The 16,070-nt window shown below is 69.5% G+C and carries 22 protein-coding genes; 1 reads left to right on the top strand and 21 read right to left on the bottom strand.

Features of this window, described 5'->3' with window-relative positions:
* Positions 1–18: 18 nt before the first annotated feature.
* The 12 genes from AB0A90_RS09375 to AB0A90_RS09320 form a co-directional block, all read right to left on the bottom strand.
* Entirely contained in the window at positions 19–231 is a 213-nt protein-coding gene (locus AB0A90_RS09375; RefSeq protein ID WP_357244327.1) for a hypothetical protein, read from the bottom strand.
* Positions 228–614, bottom strand: a complete 387-nt coding sequence (locus AB0A90_RS09370; protein ID WP_357244324.1) for a hypothetical protein — start codon at positions 612–614, stop codon at positions 228–230. Before AB0A90_RS09370 ends, AB0A90_RS09375 begins: the two co-directional genes overlap by 4 nt.
* A 13-nt stretch (positions 615–627) precedes the next feature.
* Positions 628–978 (bottom strand): hypothetical protein, encoded by a 351-nt coding sequence (locus AB0A90_RS09365; protein ID WP_357244321.1) that lies wholly within the window; start codon positions 976–978, stop codon positions 628–630.
* The gene (locus AB0A90_RS09360; RefSeq protein WP_357244318.1) at positions 975–1,448 is read right to left on the bottom strand and encodes a hypothetical protein; all 474 of its coding nucleotides are present in this window, start codon (positions 1,446–1,448) and stop codon (positions 975–977) included. Before AB0A90_RS09360 ends, AB0A90_RS09365 begins: the two co-directional genes overlap by 4 nt.
* A gap of 18 nt (positions 1,449–1,466) precedes the next feature.
* Positions 1,467–1,733, bottom strand: coding sequence for a hypothetical protein (locus tag AB0A90_RS09355; protein ID WP_357244315.1), 267 nt, complete (start codon positions 1,731–1,733; stop codon positions 1,467–1,469).
* A 14-nt stretch (positions 1,734–1,747) separates the two neighbouring features.
* Positions 1,748–2,644, bottom strand: coding sequence for a phage major capsid protein (locus tag AB0A90_RS09350; protein ID WP_357244312.1), 897 nt, complete (start codon positions 2,642–2,644; stop codon positions 1,748–1,750).
* An 18-nt stretch (positions 2,645–2,662) separates the two neighbouring features.
* Positions 2,663–3,142, bottom strand: a complete 480-nt coding sequence (locus tag AB0A90_RS09345; protein WP_357244309.1) for a hypothetical protein — start codon at positions 3,140–3,142, stop codon at positions 2,663–2,665.
* 87 nt (positions 3,143–3,229) lie between these two features.
* Positions 3,230–3,904: a hypothetical protein gene (locus AB0A90_RS09340; protein WP_357244305.1), complete on the bottom strand. Its 675-nt coding sequence runs from the start codon at positions 3,902–3,904 to the stop codon at positions 3,230–3,232.
* Positions 3,888–5,342 (bottom strand): phage portal protein, encoded by a 1,455-nt coding sequence (locus tag AB0A90_RS09335; RefSeq protein WP_357244302.1) that lies wholly within the window; start codon positions 5,340–5,342, stop codon positions 3,888–3,890. The genes AB0A90_RS09340 and AB0A90_RS09335 overlap by 17 nt, the downstream gene beginning before the upstream one ends.
* The gene (locus AB0A90_RS09330; RefSeq protein ID WP_357244298.1) at positions 5,342–6,802 is read right to left on the bottom strand and encodes a hypothetical protein; all 1,461 of its coding nucleotides are present in this window, start codon (positions 6,800–6,802) and stop codon (positions 5,342–5,344) included. The genes AB0A90_RS09335 and AB0A90_RS09330 overlap by 1 nt, the downstream gene beginning before the upstream one ends.
* 13 nt (positions 6,803–6,815) lie before the next feature.
* A complete protein-coding gene (locus tag AB0A90_RS09325; RefSeq protein ID WP_357244295.1) occupies positions 6,816–7,136 on the bottom strand; it encodes a hypothetical protein in 321 nt (106 codons plus the stop codon).
* A gap of 88 nt (positions 7,137–7,224) precedes the next feature.
* Positions 7,225–7,386 carry an HNH endonuclease signature motif containing protein gene (locus AB0A90_RS09320; RefSeq protein ID WP_357244292.1) on the bottom strand — a complete coding sequence of 54 codons (162 nt, stop codon included), beginning with the start codon at positions 7,384–7,386 and terminating at the stop codon, positions 7,225–7,227.
* A gap of 85 nt (positions 7,387–7,471) precedes the next feature.
* Between AB0A90_RS09320 and AB0A90_RS09315 the strand changes: the two genes are divergently transcribed.
* The gene (locus AB0A90_RS09315) at positions 7,472–7,654 is read left to right on the top strand and encodes a hypothetical protein (protein WP_357244289.1); all 183 of its coding nucleotides are present in this window, start codon (positions 7,472–7,474) and stop codon (positions 7,652–7,654) included.
* Here the strand turns inward: AB0A90_RS09315 and AB0A90_RS09310 are convergent.
* The 9 genes from AB0A90_RS09310 to AB0A90_RS09270 all read right to left on the bottom strand — a co-directional run bounded on the left by AB0A90_RS09310 (position 7,644) and on the right by AB0A90_RS09270 (position 16,017).
* The gene (locus tag AB0A90_RS09310; RefSeq protein WP_357244287.1) at positions 7,644–7,937 is read right to left on the bottom strand and encodes a hypothetical protein; all 294 of its coding nucleotides are present in this window, start codon (positions 7,935–7,937) and stop codon (positions 7,644–7,646) included. The two genes, AB0A90_RS09315 and AB0A90_RS09310, sit on opposite strands and share 11 nt — an antisense overlap.
* The gene (locus AB0A90_RS09305; RefSeq protein WP_357244284.1) at positions 7,928–8,593 is read right to left on the bottom strand and encodes a hypothetical protein; all 666 of its coding nucleotides are present in this window, start codon (positions 8,591–8,593) and stop codon (positions 7,928–7,930) included. Before AB0A90_RS09305 ends, AB0A90_RS09310 begins: the two co-directional genes overlap by 10 nt.
* A gap of 3 nt (positions 8,594–8,596) precedes the next feature.
* Complete coding sequence (locus AB0A90_RS09300) at positions 8,597–9,604, bottom strand: tyrosine-type recombinase/integrase (protein ID WP_357244281.1); 1,008 nt, start codon at positions 9,602–9,604, stop codon at positions 8,597–8,599.
* A gap of 182 nt (positions 9,605–9,786) precedes the next feature.
* Complete coding sequence (locus tag AB0A90_RS09295) at positions 9,787–10,017, bottom strand: hypothetical protein (RefSeq protein WP_357244278.1); 231 nt, start codon at positions 10,015–10,017, stop codon at positions 9,787–9,789.
* Positions 10,014–10,184: a hypothetical protein gene (locus tag AB0A90_RS09290; RefSeq protein WP_357244276.1), complete on the bottom strand. Its 171-nt coding sequence runs from the start codon at positions 10,182–10,184 to the stop codon at positions 10,014–10,016. The genes AB0A90_RS09295 and AB0A90_RS09290 overlap by 4 nt, the downstream gene beginning before the upstream one ends.
* A 382-nt stretch (positions 10,185–10,566) precedes the next feature.
* Positions 10,567–13,290: a phage/plasmid primase, P4 family gene (locus AB0A90_RS09285; RefSeq protein WP_357244273.1), complete on the bottom strand. Its 2,724-nt coding sequence runs from the start codon at positions 13,288–13,290 to the stop codon at positions 10,567–10,569.
* Positions 13,287–14,882, bottom strand: coding sequence for a DEAD/DEAH box helicase (locus AB0A90_RS09280; RefSeq protein ID WP_357244270.1), 1,596 nt, complete (start codon positions 14,880–14,882; stop codon positions 13,287–13,289). The genes AB0A90_RS09285 and AB0A90_RS09280 overlap by 4 nt, the downstream gene beginning before the upstream one ends.
* Positions 14,879–15,133 carry a hypothetical protein gene (locus AB0A90_RS09275; RefSeq protein ID WP_357244267.1) on the bottom strand — a complete coding sequence of 85 codons (255 nt, stop codon included), beginning with the start codon at positions 15,131–15,133 and terminating at the stop codon, positions 14,879–14,881. The genes AB0A90_RS09280 and AB0A90_RS09275 overlap by 4 nt, the downstream gene beginning before the upstream one ends.
* Complete coding sequence (locus AB0A90_RS09270) at positions 15,130–16,017, bottom strand: DUF6009 family protein (protein WP_357244264.1); 888 nt, start codon at positions 16,015–16,017, stop codon at positions 15,130–15,132. Before AB0A90_RS09270 ends, AB0A90_RS09275 begins: the two co-directional genes overlap by 4 nt.
* Positions 16,018–16,070 lie beyond the last annotated feature (53 nt).

The raw sequence follows: 16,070 nt of genomic DNA, 5'->3' as shown, positions 1-16,070 counted from the left end.
GTGTTGGTGGCCGTGCGCTCAGCCCTTCTTGCTGGTGGTGGTGGCCGGCTGCTCGCCGGTCCGCTCGGCGACCGCCTCGGTGGCGGCCTTGCTGCCGGCGCCGGACACGAAGTCCTGCCAGCCGTTCTCCTCGACCAGGCCGGCGGGGACGCGGTCGCCCTTGCGGAAGGCGTAGACGCCGCGGCCCGGCTCGCCGAACGGGATGTCGCTGGTAGCGATCGGGTCGCTCACGATTCCTCCGGATGAACTCGGAACTGAACTTGGCTGATGAAACGGGGTCGGTTGGTCGACTCGTCGGGCGACCACAACTGCGACAGCGGCACGGCGACGCCAGTCACCCGGCCGCCCGGCATCGGGCCGAGGAACGCCCACAGGGCGGCCTCACCCGTGCGGGCCAGGGTTTTGGTTTGCAGGTCGGTGCCGCCCCACCACTCGACCTGGTACTCAGGCAGTCCCTCCCACGGCCACGGCTGAACACCGCCCAGGGATGTCACCCGCACCGCCGGTGTGGTGCCCGCCGCCAGGCGGGTGCCGACCCGTCCGCCGTGCAGCGGGGTCAGCGTTGGATGGGTGCGGAGGTAGTCGACGAGCGCCTGGTCGACGTCCGGCAGCACGGCGTACTGCATGTCACTCCTCCGCGATGTAGACCCGCCGCAACGCGACTTCCACGCCGGGGCGCCAGCCGGTCAGCGGGGAACGCCACTCGCCCACCTCGCCGACCACCTCGTACACCACGCCCCGAACTTCCATCCGGTCCGTGGGCAGCACGTCGGACCCGGGCGGCCCGAAGCCGGTCAAGCCGACGATTACACCCTCAGAGCCGGTCGCCGTGTCCTCGTCGCTGGTGCGGGGCGCGAACCCCCACCCCAAAAGCAGGGTGCTGGTCGCGTTGCCCCAGTCGCGCTGTTGGTTGCCGTACGGGGCGTCGGTGAGCGGCGCACGCAGCACCGTCGCCGTCTCCCCGTAGGCGAACCTCACTCGGTCACCTCGTACAGCGGGCCTGCGAGGGTCAGATCCGCGCCGCACGAGCAGTACGCGGCCCCGAAGTTCACCGAGCAGATGAGGGAATGCGCGACACCGCCGCCGGGGGCGGTGTCAATGGAGAAGGCCGCCGCCGGCCCGGACGTGCGGCACAACTCCTGTAGCGCCGCGATCTCCGACGGCCACAGGTTGAAACCTGACCGCTGGCGGGTGTCGACGGTGACTGAGTACGGGCCGGCGGTCTGCTGTTGCAGCGCCCCCGATCCGGCCTCAACCCACCGCTTCACCGCACCCAAGAGGATCAGTTTCGCCTCCGCCACCTGGCCCGCCGTGGGGGCCGGATCAGTGGACGCCAGGCAGGGGGCGACCCGGGCGGCCTTCGCGTTCGCGCCGGCAACCAGCACGTCGACCAGTTCCGCCGACCGCAGAGCCTCCGGCAGGTCGGACACCTCGATGACCTCGGCCACGGGTCGTCCCCTTCGCGGTCACTGCCCAGTGTGGGCGTCGTCGTCGGCCTTGAGCGCCGCGATCAGGTCCGGCTTCTGCCCCTTGGCGGACACCCGGTTTGCCTCGTCGCGGTCGGCGTTGCGCCGGTCGATCTCCGCCCGCAGGTCGGGGACCTTCATCGCCTCGTAACCCTCGGCGGCCGGGGCAGAGTCGCCCTCGGCGGAGGGCAGCCAGGAAGAGTCCATGACCTTGTCGTCACGGACCGACACCCGAGCGCCGCTGACGATGTGCGTGTAGCGAGCCATCAGGTCAGCCCCTCTCAGACCAGGTCGTGGATCTTGGCGAAGGCGTTCAGGTCCGCGATGCCCCAGCCGTAGACGACCTCGGCGCGGAATGCGACCTGGTTGTTCCGCTTGAGGTCGCCGCCGCCGTCCGGGTCGCCGTAGCGGATGACCTCCAAGCCGATGCTCTTCTGCACACCCCAGCGGATCGCGGAGAAGTCGCCGACGAAGCCGAGCACCTTCGTGTCGACCGCGAGGACGCCCGTGCCGCGGACCGTGTTCGACACCGAGGCGCGGTGCCCGTCCAGCTCCGAAACCTCAGTGCCCAGACGGAAGTTCGGGTACATCTTCTGCTCAGAGTTCGTGCCACGCAGGGCCGAAAACTTCGACGCGTAGGTGGGGTCCACCGCGATGTCACGCGGCACGTACCCGTCGGCGAGCACCAACGCGTCGGCCGCGTCAAGGCTCACGTAGGGCTTGTCGGCGGCGACGTACTCGACGAGGTTCGTTGTGTCCGTCAGGCCGCCGTTCATGGCCGCCACGACGGCGCCGCCGGTGGGGTTGATCTCGTGGAACACCCCGAAGTCGAGCGCGCGGGACAGCGCCGGCTGGATGAGGTCGAGGATGTCGTCAACAACCTCAAGCTGCCGGTCCTCGTCCGCCCACAGGACTTCCTCGTTCATGCGGAGGGTCTTGTGGAACTTGTAGGGCTTGACGGGCTTGCTCGTCGGCGTGATCGTCGAAGCGCCCTTCTGTCCGCCCTCAGCGACGTACTCGGCCTCGCCGATGTCGAAGGTCCACGACTCGCCCTCACCGAAGGTCATCGGGGTTGCGGCCGAGAGGGTGGCGACGCACGAGCCGCCCTTGATCTTGCCGAGCCAGGGGCTCAGCTTCTGCTTGGGGATCGTGAGGGATCCCGTCGCCAGTGATGCCACGGTGTCCTCCTGAGGACGTCAGTCGACGTTGCCGAACAGGTTCCGCGCGAACGCGCGCATGTCGCTGTTCTTGTCGGGGTGCTGGTTGTTGCCCTCGCGGGGCACGTGGTTGCCTTGCTTCCTGCGGTCCTGGGCCTGCTGGCCGAGCCGCTCAGCGAGTCGGCGCATTGCGTCTTCGTCGGTGATCGAGTCGAGCAGGGCCGCGTCGTCCTTGGACAGCTTGTGATCGATGGCCACCTCGCGGCGCAGCGCGCGAGCCTCGGCGTCCCTGGCGGTCTGCTCGGCCTTCGCCAGCCGCTCCGCTGCCTTGTCCGCCTCGGACTTCTGCGCCTCTTCGATCTCGCCGAGGCGCTTCGCGGCGTCGGCGTTCGCCTTCGCCTTGCGCTCCCAGTCGCGGGCCTTGGCCTTCCAGTCGATCTCGTCCGGCTTCGCCTCCGGCGCCTGTGCAGGCGCGGGCTGGACGGTCGGACCGGGCTGGACGGTGCTGTCTTCGGACATCAGGTGATCTCCCGTGCGGGATAGCCGGACCGCCATGCGGCAGACCCGGCAGGGTTGGATGGGATGCCCCCGCCGTGCGGCGGGAAGTCAGTTGGCGGAGGCTCGCGCCCGCGCCTGCGCCTGGTCGGCGTTGTACTGCTCGACCAGGGCGTCAACGTCGTACGGTTCCCGCTCGCCCGGCCACACCGGCGTCGGAACACACCCGCACTTGCCGTGCCAGCGGTCCATGCCACCGGCGGTCGCCTGCGAGTGGTACACCGCACCGCGTGAGGCGAGCATCCGGCAGAACCGGCACGGATCCGACCGTCCGGGCACCCGCGCCCACCGCGCCTTAGCCGGGTCACGGCGCACACTGTCAGCGATCGTCCGCCGCGCCGGTTGCAACACCAGACGCTGCGCGGCGCCAGACAGGTTCGCTAACACCTGCGCCCGGTCCGGGGTGGCCGAGAACAGGGGGCCGGCCGCCCACCGGGCCACCACCGCCGCCTGCTCCTGCCCCACCGGTGACGCCATCGCCGCCCGGAACCGGCCCGGCGCGCCCGCCTGCAACCGCATGTCATCGAACCAGTCAGCGGCAGCCAAAGCGGCGGCGTCGCCGTGCGCGGCGACCAGGTCCGGTAGGAACGCTTCCAAGGCGGCGACCAGGGCGTCCGTGGATGCTGGGGCGATTCGCCGCCACCAGTCGAGCAGGTCAGCCAACGCCAGCGCCACCACGTCCGTCTGAGCGGCCCGGAACGCGACCACGTCAGCCGGCGTCGCCACCGACATCCTCCGGGCCGGTGCGCTCCAACGCGGCCAGCGCCGGATCCTGGCGGGCCGCCTGCGCCGCAGACGCCAACAGGGTGGTGCGCTGCTGGGCCTGCGCCCGCCGCCGGTCCGCCTGCGCCCGGTCGATCTGCTGCCGGTCCAAGCCGAGCAGTTCCAGCCCGACCTCAGTTTCGGCCAGCCATGGCACGGCCGTCAGTTGCTTCATGCCCGCGTCGGCCTGCGCCGCTCGGCTCAGGTACCGAGGGTCGCGCCACTTCGTATCGATGGTCGCCCACTCCGGCGGGATGCTGTCCGCGGCGACGCCGTTCTGCATGGCCAGTGCCCGGATCGTGGCCCGACGCAGGTACGGCGCCCAGTCGTCCGTTGCGCCCTCAGCCTCGGCGATCAGCTCATGCTGCGACGCGTCGTACGCCTCCGCCGAGATGGGGTTCGCCATGTCGGTGATCGCGACCGCCGTGTCCGGCAGCGACGCGGACCGGGCGAACATCTTCGCGTACGCGTTCAACGCCGCCAGGTGCGGCTCCGGCGAGCTGGCGGGGAACTGCTTCACATCCGCCCGCGGCTGGGTGGCGTCATCATCGTCGGGGATGGCCTTCAGCCGACCCATCACGACCTGCCACGCCGCCCGCAACGACCCGTCAGCGTTCTTGAAAATCGACTCGTCGGCACCGAGCAGCCACAAGTCGGGAATCGCGTAAATGTCCGAGTGGGCCTCAAGGCGGATCAGCGCCCGGGTTGCCTGATCCTGCAAGTTCATGACCTCGCGGCTGATCCGGCTGGATCCGAACGGGCGACCCAACCGCGGCTTGTACGGCAGCGGCTCCGCCGGCACACCCCACGCGTGTTCCTGCACGTCCACCGACCAGCCCGACGAATCCTTATCCGCGACGATCGTCCGGCCGTCGAGGTACAGGGCCAGCGCAGTCACCTGGCCCTCGTCGCTGCGGGCGTTCACCGACAACAGGTTCGCCAGCCGGCGGGTGCGCGGGTTCCACTCGCCGGTCGCGTTCAGAGCGTCGCGGAAATGGATCAGCGCGTCGGGCTCGCCGTCGCCGCCGACCGTGTTCACCGCAAACCCCGTCGAGTGGATCAGCGACGAGATCAGCGCCTGCGACACCTCCGACCCGAGGCGGTTGCCCTCCCACACCTCGCGCATACCGAGGTCGTCAAGGTCACCGTCGGCCCACACGAACCCGTCGAGGTTGCAGCGTCGGGCCAGGATGTCGACGGCCTTACCCGACCAGCCCAGCACGATGCCCAGCCGCCAATAGTTGGGCGGGATCACCGACCCGACCAGGCGTACCACGCTCTTCATGTCGTAGTACGCCGAGCGCAGCTCGTTGCGCTGCGTCTTCGCCCCCAGCCGCGCCAACAACGCGTTCAGGGTGCGGTGCTCGTCGTCGGAGACGCCCGGCAGGGTGACTGTGTCCATCACAAAACCACCGCCCTCCGGTTGCCGCCGCTACGTCCCACACCAGACCGGTGCGGTTTCCTCACCCGTGTGTTCTGCGCGCCGATCAGCGCCAACGTGCCCGCCTGAATCGGCGTGATGTCGCTCTCCGCCGTCTTCCGCGACCAAACCCACATGCCCGTGTCGCCGAGGGCACGCTTACCCGCCGACAAGGCCGCCGAGCTGAACTGCGGCTGGCCGATGTGGTGCAGCCAGCCCGTCACGATCCCGTCCAACACCCGCGCGCAACCGGCACCCAGCTCGACGACCCTCACTGGTGTCACCTCAAGCTTGGTGTCCTTGAAATACCACCGCTCGTTGCGGCGCTCCAACAGGGCGGCGATCGGACCGCCCACATCCACCACCACCGCGCGGATCTGCGGATTCGCCGCCACCGTCGCCGCCAGGTGCGGCACCAGCCACCCCACACCGCGGCCCCGGGTGTGCTGGTCGTCGTCCAGCTCGAAATGCCACTGCCCGTCAGCTCGCTGCCCGGCCAGGGCCACCGACGCCCACGCCAGATCGGGGCCGCACTCCACACCCAGCGCGAACCGGTCGGTCGCCATCGACAGCTCGTCGCCCTGGTCCCGCCACGACGGAGCCGGCAGCACCCCCGAGCCCTTGACCGTGTCCCAGATGCCCAAGCCCTCGCGCAGCCAGCCCTCGTCCGACGACAGGTTCTCGCGCAGCCTCAGCATCGACACCAGCGGTGTGTGGTCCGGGAACGACGGGTTCGCCTTCTCCCACTGCTCCCGGTCGTCCGGGTCGGCGTCCTCGTCGGCAGAGCATTCGATGTACACCATGTCGTCGGAGTCGCCCGACAACGCCTTCGCCCGCTTCGACGAGAACGCCTCACCCGGGTCGATCGGCCGGGGTGGGGTGCCCATGTAGAACAACAACGCGCCTGACTCGTGCCGGGACTGGTTCGTCGCGGCCACCATGTCCTCAAGCGCCTTCTCGGTGAGAATCTGCGCCTCGTCGAACACCTCAACGTCGATCTCGTCGAAGCCGCGGCCGAACCCCTGCTCCCTCGCTCCGAACATGATCACGGAACCGTTCCGGAACAGGATCTCCTGCTCCCCGTTCGTCGTCCGAATCGACGCGATGTACGGGGCGACCTTCTTCCGCCGGGCGAACCCTTGCAGGTTTTTGAACGTCATCGACGACGTTCGCGTACGGTGCGCCGTCCACAACACCTTGAAGCCAGGGAACAACACGCACAGGGCGAAGATGATCCGGCCGACCAGGAACGTCTTCGCCACCTGCCGGGGAATGGAGAGCACCACCCCGCCGATCGTGGCGGCGTACACCCCGTCGGCGCGCTTGCCGAGGATCGCCCTGCCCGCGCCGTCCTGCCACTCATCGAAGGCGTCTCCGAACTCCCGGCACTTCTCCCGCACCGCCGGCCAGCCAGTCGACACCACACCGGACGGCAGCACCACGTGCCGGGCAACCTCAGATAGCTTGCGCGTCGAACGCTTCGTCCGCGACCGGACCGGCACGCTCCGCCTCCTGGTCGTCCCGGGCGTCGATCGCCTCTATGTCCTTCATCACCTCGGTCAAACGCTTCGTCAACGCCGCCAGATCCCGGGCCGGAGTGTTCGGATCCTCAACAGCCGTGGCGATCCGGGAACGCATCGCCACCAGCAACTCCCGGGGCGTGCCCTTGTCGGCCGCCTCGGTGACCGTCTTCGGCTTCGCAGGCTTCGGTGAAGTCTCGCCAGCAGCGACCACCCGCAGCGGGGCCGCCTTACGTGCACGCGGTGGCATGGTCACCTCCATCAAGTGGAAAAAGGGCCGGGGAGGGAGCCCGCCTACGCCGGGACACCCCTTGGCCTCCGGGGGGCGGGGACCTCCCCCTCCCTCATCGAGGTCGAGCGAGACTTCCCGATCGCCTGAGCACCGGGCCGCCGTCGAGCCGGTCGCTTTTCGCGCGGTTGCAGGTCCGGTGGCTGGCGCGCTTGTTGCTGAGGTCGTCGGTGCCGCCGCGGTTGCGGGGGATGACGTGGTCGACTTCGTAGCGCATGGGGTGGGGTACGCAGCCTGCGCATTTGGCGGCGCCGGGGCATTTCTGTCCGTGCTCACCGGCGACGACGGTGAGCAGAAAATCTATGGGTTCACCGCAGAGGTGGCAGGGCGGGGTGCTGCGGGCGATGAGCGCCCGGTGCCGGTCGCGGGTGGCGGTGTTGCGTCCGGGGCGCAGCCTCCCACCTCCGGGCATGCGAAAGGCCCGCACCGTGGCGGGCCTTCGGTTCGCGCTGCGGGCAGTCTTCGCCCGCGATGTCAGCGTGTGATCAACGGTAGCACCTGCGGAGGGCGGGTGAGGAGTTCCACCTGGGCGGCATCGGTCAACCGGTAATACGAGTTCCCAGTCCGGTGGCCCGGTACGTGGATGGCGGGCAGCTTGCCGTGCAGCCGATCGCCCGGGCGCCGAGATCGGCGGGCCCAGTCGCGGATCCGATCGGCGGTGATGGCCCGCTCGGGCGAGGTGAGCAGCTGGGCGAGCTGGCCAGCGGTCCCGTACTCGTGGCCGTCGAGGTCACGGGGTAGCGCGGTTGGGTTGAGAGTCAGCGGCATGTCGTCTCCCCTCGCGCGGTGGCGTCAAGACCGAGTGTGACGCGAGCCCAGGCGCTGTCCCAGATGTGAGCAACCCGCGGGGTGCGGTCCGCCATGCCGCAAGGGCAGGCCATGCCGGAGCAGAGGCAGCCCGCTGCACAGACGATCGGCCAGTCGCCGGAGGTGGGCGCGGAAGTCCGCGCGCGGAGTAGCCGAACGCCGCAGCCGGGGCAGGGCGGGTTGCCCGGCAGTGGTCCCCAGTAATCGGAGTCGACACCTAGGGTGCGGCGTGCGGCCTGGTCGGCATCGGCGAGGTAGCGCGCCACCTCGCCGGCGGTGGACGGATTGAGGCCGGCGATGGCCTTCCCGATGACCGCCAGCGCCGGACCGGTGGTGAGCGCGCCGTGGCGTAGAGAGCTGGCGCACAGCCAGTACGCCTGGTCGACGTTCTCCCGGACGATGTCCGTGGCCCGGCCGTAGCGGCTCCCGGAGCTGCTCAGGCTGGGGACCGGGTCGGCGTGCCCACCGCTGGCGTGCCGAACGCCGTACAGGGGTGAGCGGAGCCCATCAAAATCCCCTGCTGTCGCGGCGGCCGAGTTTGTATCGCGGAGAGCCGCCCAGGATCGACGCAACGACCAGCAGTTCGCGGCGGCATGCAGGTTCGAGGGGTGGTTCAACGTCTACTCCCGAGTCTGAGCAGTGGCGCGGGTTGTGGCGATCACGTTCATGAGGGCGTAGCTCGGGTGGGTGTCGGCCGCGAGGTGGGAGCGGTCGTACCCCTGGGTGGTGATGGGGCTGGAGTGGCCAACCGCGGCTTGCACGGCTTGAAGTGGCTTTCCTGCGGCCAGGTTGAGCGTCACGTACGTCGCCCGAGCCACGTGCGGGCCGAGGTGGTCGATCACCGCGTCGGGCAGACCAGCGCGGCGGGCGAGCTTGCGGAGGGTACGGCCGATGGTGCGTGGGTCGACGCGGCGGCCGGTGGCGGTGGCGATGAGCGGCCGGCGTGGTCGGGCGCCGACGATGCGGGCGGGGAGCCGGGTGTCGTCGGCGCGGGTGGCCCGGTACGCCTCGATCCGTTGCACGGTCGGCGGGACGAGCACCGGGGTACGCCGTTTGCCGCCCTTGCCGACGATGTTGAGGATCGGGTGTCCGTCGTCGTAGCCCACGTCCTCAAGGTCGGCGCTGAGGAGTTCGGCAACGCGGATGCCAGTGGTGACGAGTGTCCACACGATCGCGGCGGACCGGGGCCCGTCGGCGTCGGCGGCGTCGAGCAGCACCACCATCTGTTCCTTGGACAGGGCCGGGGTTTGCTGGGGGTTGGCCTTGGGCCGACGGCGTCCGGGCTCGGCCGGGTTGGACCGGTAGTCGATGTCGTTCTCGGCCAGCCACCGGTACCAGGAGCTGACGGCGGACATCCGGTTCGCGCGGGTGCCGTCGGACAAACCCTCGTCGCGCATCTCGGCTTCCCACAGTTGCCCGTGGGCGCGGCGAACGTCGAGCGGGTTCAGTCCGTACCGGTCGCAGTAGGCCATCCATGAGTTGAGGCCGTACCCGTAGGAGCGGGCGGTGTTCGGGCTGGCCTGGATGCGGAGGAACGCGGCGATGTAGCCGGCGATCCGGCGGTCGGTGGTGATAACCCGGGCGGGGAGGATGTCACCCCCCGATGCGCTGATGGTGTCGCTGTTCATGGTCAACACTCCTGTTGATCAAGCCCGATAATTCTTCTTAACGGGTGCGTGTGGTGGTGTCGTGGGATTCCTGTTCGATCCAGTCCACCAAGCGCCCGGGTCGAGGGTGGCGACCACCACGCGCAGGGCGTGACCGGGAACGGCGGTCATGGTCCGGTCTACCTCCTTGTTGATCCCGTCTCTCAGGTACGGGAAGTGGGGTTATCAGACGTGACCCCGGAATCGGAACGTGAGGCCGAACCCCGGCCGTCGGTGTACTTCAGCCGGTCCAGACGATCGGTCAGATCAGTCAGATCGGCGACGAGCCGGCGCATCTTCTCGACCTGAGCCGCGCTGGCGGCAGGCCGCCGGACCAGCCACGCGACGAACGCGGCGAAACCGAGCAGAGCGATGAAGGCGATGGTCAACGTCACTTGGCGCTCCTTGCGGTAGCAACTCGGATCAGGGTGATGGCGCGAGCCAGGTGCTTCGTGCACAGCAACACGTCGCCGTCGGGCTCTACCGCCGCCGCGGTGCACATCTCGTCGTTGCGGCGCTTGTACCGGCAGCGGACGACGCGGTCGGTCGTAGGACTGGGCATCGAGACTCCTTCGGTTCGAGATGCGTTCCTGGTCAGTTCCGACGGGGCAGACCGCCTGCCCCGTCCCTGCCCCGTCAGCAGAAGCGCCGTGACCTGCGGGTACTTCCCGAAAGAAGCCCTGACGGGGCAGACGGGGCAGGCAAATCCCTTTCTCTTCTGGTGAGTGCCTTTTAGAAGATCAACGATCTTTGTATTGCCTGTTTGAATGAAGTTGTTGAAGAAAGCTGCCCCTTCTGCCCCGAAGGGGTTGTTGTTGCAGGTCAGAGGGTTTTGGTCCGGGGCAAGGACGGGGCAGGTGGACAAGTTGGGGCAATTGGCGTTTGCGCTGCTCGCTGCCCTCCTGCCCCACGCCGGGGACGGGGCAGCGGCGGGGCAGGCCCGGTCACCAGGGGTTGTCACGGAACCCGCCCACCCACGAGGTCGACGGGATGACGGACAGGCCGGCGAACCCTCGCTTGCCCTCCCTCTTGCGCTGCACGTAGCCGAGGTGCTCCATCCGGGTATAGAAGCGGTCCCGGGCCAGCGGGTACTTGACCCCGGCCTCGTTCGCCCACCGGCTGTACGCCGTGTACAGAGCAGTGCGCTCCGTCCACTCCCCCTCACCGACCAGAAGCTTCCCGTCGTCAGCACCGTCGCCGATGAACCGCGCAACGCCGTCGGAGTCCGAGCGGAACCTCTCGGTGGCGAGTCGGACCGCGGCCGGGTCGGCGAGTCCCTCCTGGCGGTACAGCCGCAGCCCTTCGACCGCCCAGGCCAGTACGCCCTCCAGCTCGCTGGCGACGATCTTCGCCTGGAGCTGGTCGTCGCGCCGGGGGTCGCCGGCGAGGAACTGAATGTCGAACGGGATGACCTTGATGCGGGTCCAGATCGCGTCGTCGTCGCCGGTGATTCGCGGCAGCTGGTTGGAGCAGACCATCAGCAGCATCTCGGGCGTCCACGACTCGTTGCCTCGGGCGTAGTTGCCCCGGCTCCGCTGCCCGTCACGTCCGGTGAGCGCCTTGACGAGCGCCTCATCCATCGGCTCACCGGGGCGCGACTCGGAGGTGGTGACGAGGCGAGTGCCTGCCATGTCGTGCCGGTCAGGATCTCGGCCGTCGTCTCCGTGCCCCCGCGGGGCGAGGACCCCCTTGGCGGCAGCGAGTGCGTAGTCGGGTCCGAGCATGGCCAGCAGCACGGCGACGAACAGGGACTTGCCGGTGTCGCTGGGCCCGTAGAGGTAGGCCATCAGCTTCTCGTTGGCCTTGCCCGTGAGCATGTAGCCGGCGAGCTTCTGGAGGTACCGGCGGGTCTCGGCGCCGGCGCCCTGGTCGCCGTCCTTGTCGGGCAGGTTGTCCTTGAGGAACTTCTGCCACATCGGCGCCCGGGCGTGGGGGTTGTACTTGATCGGCGCGACCTTGGTCAGCATGTCTCCGCGTGCGTGTGGTCGCAGCTCGACGGTGTTGGTGTCGAGGGTGCCGTTGAGGACGTTGAGTAGCCCGGTCCCGGGCTGGTCGAAGGCGTCGCTGCTGGTGGCCAGCGCGGGGATGGAGCTGGCTGCCTTGACCATGGCGTTGAGCCGGGGCATGTCCCGGCACTTCTTGGCGAACTTGCGCAGCGCACCGGCAGCCTGGTCGGCCGCGTGCCATTTCCACCAGGCCGCTGCCCAGCTGACCCGGGCAGAGTCCTCGGCGATCCAGCTCAGAGCGTCGCCCGGCTCGGTCTCCATCCAGACGTTGAGCGGTCCGACGAGCGCCTTGGGGTATCCCTCGGGCGCGCTTGGCTGGTCGGGGTCGGAGGCCACCAGCTGCTCGACTTCGTGGTCGACCATGTACTGGGCGACGCCCTTGGCGGCTTCCTGGACTCGGTTGTGCTGGTCGGTGTCCCACCGGTGGCCGTCCCAGATGCGCCACACCTGGTCGTCGGTGACGTACCGGAACCTGTGCCCGTAGAGGTCGAGCAGCCGGTTGCCGTTGCCGATGTCGTCGTGGGTTCGGTACTCGGTGTTCGGCTTCTCGGTGTCCGGGGTGATGCCGCCGGCATCACCGGTGGACCCACCGTCGCCCGAGGCTGCCGCCGGCGCGTCGGTGGTGTCCGCGTCTTGCCAGGCGCTGGGGTTGCACCCGCATCGCGGTCGCGGCGTGGGGTGCTTCTTCGCGGCGAGGCGGATAGCGCCGGAAAGGGCTCGCGCCCACTCTGACGCCACCGCCCGCCGGGGGTCGTCGCGGGCCGCATTGAGGAAGATGCGTCGCAGGTCGGCGAGCGCGGGGATGGAGCCGAGGTGGCCCTCCGCGCCGAGCATGACGAGCGCACGGCTGCCCTGGAGCATGGCGTCGTGGCGTCCACCGCCGGAGCGCACGGCGGTGATCCACCGCCCGGCGGTGCGGCTGACGATGCGGCATTGCTCGCCGCTGGGCAGGGCACGGAGCCAGTCGCTGGCCGCCTCGTCGTCGAGGTCTTCCTTGGCCGCGGGCGGCTGGTTGGAGCCAAGTTCATGTGACCACGCGTCGGGAATTGCCGGCAGCTCGTCGACCGCAGGCACTCGGTCCGCTGGCTGCCCGTCTGGGGTTACCCAGCGGTAGGTCTTGCCCGTGGTCTCGTGGAACGACGGCGCCGCGACCATGTACCGCCAACCGGCGTGGATGATCTCGATGCTGCTGCCGGGGTTGACCCAGGAGACCAGTTCCGCCGGTGCCCGGAACAGCCGGATGCCTGAGGTGCCATCGTCGCGGCTTGTCGAGATCCAGGTGGCCGGCAGGGGCCCGAGGCGGACCTCAAGGTTGGCCAGTTCCTGCCCGCCACTCTTCGTGCCGTAGTCGTCGACGTCGATACCGATGACGCCGGGGGGCAGCCGCAGGCAGATATTGCCGTTCGGCCGGATCTCGGTCCACGTCATGACGTCGGGGTAGGACGGGTCCTCGCCGGCGTACCCGGTGTACCCCGCCGGCGGGTTCGACTTCCGCCGCGCAGGCAGTGGCAGGACGCCCCGCCAGCCAGCGGCCCAGTAGACCGCTGCTGCTGCCTTGTAGGGGCGCAGGTGCGGCCCGGTAGTCCACGACTGCTCCGGGGCCTCGACGTGGTCGAGATCGTCGAGCGTGGCGGTTTCCAGATCGTCGGTATCGATGCTCACGCGGCGACCCCCTGCACTGATGCGCCGCTCACGCGGTACCGGTTGACGAACTTCTCCGCCTCGTGCGCGCTGATCGCAGCCGAGGCCTCACCGGAGGTCCCGGGCACCGGCAGACCGAGCCGGGTCAGCACCCGCTTCTGCGGATCGGTGACCGGCCGGGCGAGCCACTGCGCCGCTGAGGACGCGAAGGCCCGAGCCCTCTCCCCCACCCGCTCTTCGGCGACGCTCTTGGCGCTGTCGAGGTCTAGCCCAGACACGAGGGGCCAGATGCCGGAGGTGCTCATCTCGCTGCTCGCGGCCAGCACCGCCCACCCGTCCGCTTCCTCGACGAGCAGGGCGTAGACGTTCTTCCTCACGGGCAGCGCGAACGCGCCGTCGCCGACCGGGGTCCAGCGCAGCGTGCTGGTCAGGGTTACGGTGCCGGAGTAGCGGGCGAGCTTGAGCGTGGGCTCGTCACCGCCGCCGTCGCCGACGGTCCGTTCCGGTGCCCCGGCCGCGGTGACCTGCTTGGGCGCCAGGCCGAGCGACACCGCGGTGACGATGCCGTGGGAGCCGGAGACGCCGACCACGTCGAGGAGCAGACAGCTGGCCTTGCCGGGAGCGCGCCGCAGGCCTCGCCCGACGCATTGGGTGAACAGCCCGGCGCTCTTCGTTGGCCTGGCCATGACGACCAGGTCGAGCTCCGGCAGGTCGAAGCCCTCGGTGAGGATGGCGCAGTTGGTGACCATCTGGGTGTCACCGCCGCGGAGCCGGCCGAGGATCCCGGCCCGCTCGTCGCGGCCCATGCCGCCGTGCACGGCCTCGGCGGTGACGCCCTGGCCGCGCAGTTCCTCGGCGAGGTCTTCGGCGAGGGCGATCGACGGCAGGAACGCGACACCGCGGCGCTGTTCGGCGTGGGTGGTGATCGCCTTGGCAATAACCGGGATGACGCCGGCCTCTTCCATGGCGTCGGCCAGCTGGCTCTCGACGAAGTCCCCGCCTCGGGTGGTGACGCTGTCGAGGTCCATGTCGGTGCCGACGACGCGGACCTCAAGGTCGGACAGGATGCCCCGGGTGATGGCCTCGGCGATGTCGAGGGTGTAGCAGGCACTGTCGAAGGCAGCGCCGAGGTTCCCGTCGAGTCGGCTCGGGGTGGCGGTCATCCCGATGGTCGGGGTGCCGGCGAACCCTCCGAAGTGGTTGATGATGCTGAGCCAGGTCGGGGCCGCCGCGTGGTGCGCCTCGTCGAGGATGATTAGGTCGAACCGGCCGAGACGGTTGCGCCGGTTCTCCACGCGCAGGGTGGCGTCGGAGGCAATGACCACGTCGGCGTCGCACTCGTCGAGGTCGGCGACGACCAGGCCGACGGTGCGCTCGGGGGTGACGAGCCGGATCTTCTCGGCGAGCTGGTGGAGCAGCTCGATCCGTGGCGCGACGAGCAGTACCCGTCCCTGCGTCCGGGCGACCGCGTGAGCGGCCACAACGGACTTGCCGGTGCCGGTTGGCAGGACGATGAGCGCCCGGTTGTCGCCGGTCAGGATCTGCGTGAACGCTGCGTCGAGCGCGGCTGCCTGGTAGTCGCGCAGCGGGAGCGCCATGGTCGCCGTGCTCATTCGGTGTCCCCGTCGACCGGAGGGGCGCTCATGGCCTGGTCGACGTCAGCGGCGAGCGCCATAGCGGCGAACACCTCGCGGGCTCGCTCGGGGCTGCCGTACAGCTCGACGGCGAGGGAGTACGCGGTGGTGGCCAGTGCGCCGACCAACTCGATCGGCGTGTACGCGGCGAGCAGATCGAAGAACTGCTCGATGTCCTGGTCGGCTGCGGCGAGCAGGATCTTCGGCGAGAGGCCGGGGATGTGGCTCATCGCGACACCCCCAGCTCGGCCTTGCGGGCGACCGCGACCGCGGTGAGGTGATCAGTCCACTGGCCGAGCCCAGCGGCCTGCTCCCAAATGGCGACCAGATGTTCGTAGGTCGGCGCGGCCCTGATGCGGAGATCCCAGAGCGACCCGCCCCAGGCGCGCTCGGTGAGGAACCCCGGTTCGCCGGGGGCCAGGGTTCGGGGGTCAACGGCGTCGGCCGGTGCGCTGTGCTTGTACCGACCGTCGTCCTGGGCGGCGCCACGGTCGTACGGCTTGACGAAGAAGACCCGCCGCCGGTGCAGGTGGGGGCACGCCGACTTGCTGAGGTCGCGCCGCACGGTCGTCCAGCCAAGGATCATCCCCGGTGCGACTTCGTCCCGGATCCGGCCGACCTTGCTGCCCTGGTAGATGTCGAACTGGCGGACGTAGTCATACCGCTCTGGTTGCCGCCGAGGCAGCCAGAGGATCCCGGATTCTTCGCCGATGGCCTCGGAGAAGCCCAGCCGCGCCGACCGCATGGGGCCGACAGCGGCGACCGCGGCCGTGTAGACAGCGTGTCGCTCTCCTGCGTCCATCTTGAGGCCGCCACCGCGGAGCAGTTTGACGTAGGGGTACGGGTCGAGCTGGTTCTGCTGGAGGAACTCGGCCTCAGCCTTCGCGGCCACCGCGTGTGCGTTGTGCCCGCAGCTTGGGCCGACGCCTGTATCGCGGCCCCACGATCCACAGGTGCCGCACCAGACGTGGTCGCACCAGTTGCGCTGGCACTGCTCGTTCGGGCCGATGCACCGGCGCGTGTCGCCCGGCGGTGGTGTAGTGATCCATCCGTTGTCGCTGCCCATCTCGTTGGGCATGCTGTCGTTGGCTGGGAGGGTCTCCTGCTGTAGCATCAATTCACCGCTTTGGATAAATCACCCCGGTCTGGCGCCCACCGCCACCGGGG

This window comes from Micromonospora sp. NPDC049204, assembly GCF_040647935.1.
In the GTDB taxonomy this organism is placed as follows: domain Bacteria; phylum Actinomycetota; class Actinomycetes; order Mycobacteriales; family Micromonosporaceae; genus Micromonospora.
Note: the sequence above shows the minus strand (reverse complement) of the source record. Positions and strands in the feature narration are given on the sequence as shown.

What these genes read in the sequence shown, in the direction of transcription:
- AB0A90_RS09355 (WP_357244315.1), bottom strand. Translation starts at nt 1,733, where the DNA reads ATGGCTCGCTACACGCACATCGTCAGCGGCGCTCGGGTGTCGGTCCGT.
- AB0A90_RS09345 (WP_357244309.1), bottom strand. Translation starts at nt 3,142, where the DNA reads ATGTCCGAAGACAGCACCGTCCAGCCCGGTCCGACCGTCCAGCCCGCG.
- AB0A90_RS09335 (WP_357244302.1), bottom strand. Translation starts at nt 5,342, where the DNA reads ATGGACACAGTCACCCTGCCGGGCGTCTCCGACGACGAGCACCGCACC.
- AB0A90_RS09320 (WP_357244292.1), bottom strand. Translation starts at nt 7,386, where the DNA reads ATGCGCTACGAAGTCGACCACGTCATCCCCCGCAACCGCGGCGGCACC.
- AB0A90_RS09315 (WP_357244289.1), top strand. Translation starts at nt 7,472, where the DNA reads ATGGGTTCACCGCAGAGGTGGCAGGGCGGGGTGCTGCGGGCGATGAGC.
- AB0A90_RS09310 (WP_357244287.1), bottom strand. Translation starts at nt 7,937, where the DNA reads ATGCCGCTGACTCTCAACCCAACCGCGCTACCCCGTGACCTCGACGGC.
- AB0A90_RS09300 (WP_357244281.1), bottom strand. Translation starts at nt 9,604, where the DNA reads ATGAACAGCGACACCATCAGCGCATCGGGGGGTGACATCCTCCCCGCC.
- AB0A90_RS09290 (WP_357244276.1), bottom strand. Translation starts at nt 10,184, where the DNA reads ATGCCCAGTCCTACGACCGACCGCGTCGTCCGCTGCCGGTACAAGCGC.
- AB0A90_RS09280 (WP_357244270.1), bottom strand. Translation starts at nt 14,882, where the DNA reads ATGAGCACGGCGACCATGGCGCTCCCGCTGCGCGACTACCAGGCAGCC.
- AB0A90_RS09275 (WP_357244267.1), bottom strand. Translation starts at nt 15,133, where the DNA reads ATGAGCCACATCCCCGGCCTCTCGCCGAAGATCCTGCTCGCCGCAGCC.
- AB0A90_RS09270 (WP_357244264.1), bottom strand. Translation starts at nt 16,017, where the DNA reads ATGCTACAGCAGGAGACCCTCCCAGCCAACGACAGCATGCCCAACGAG.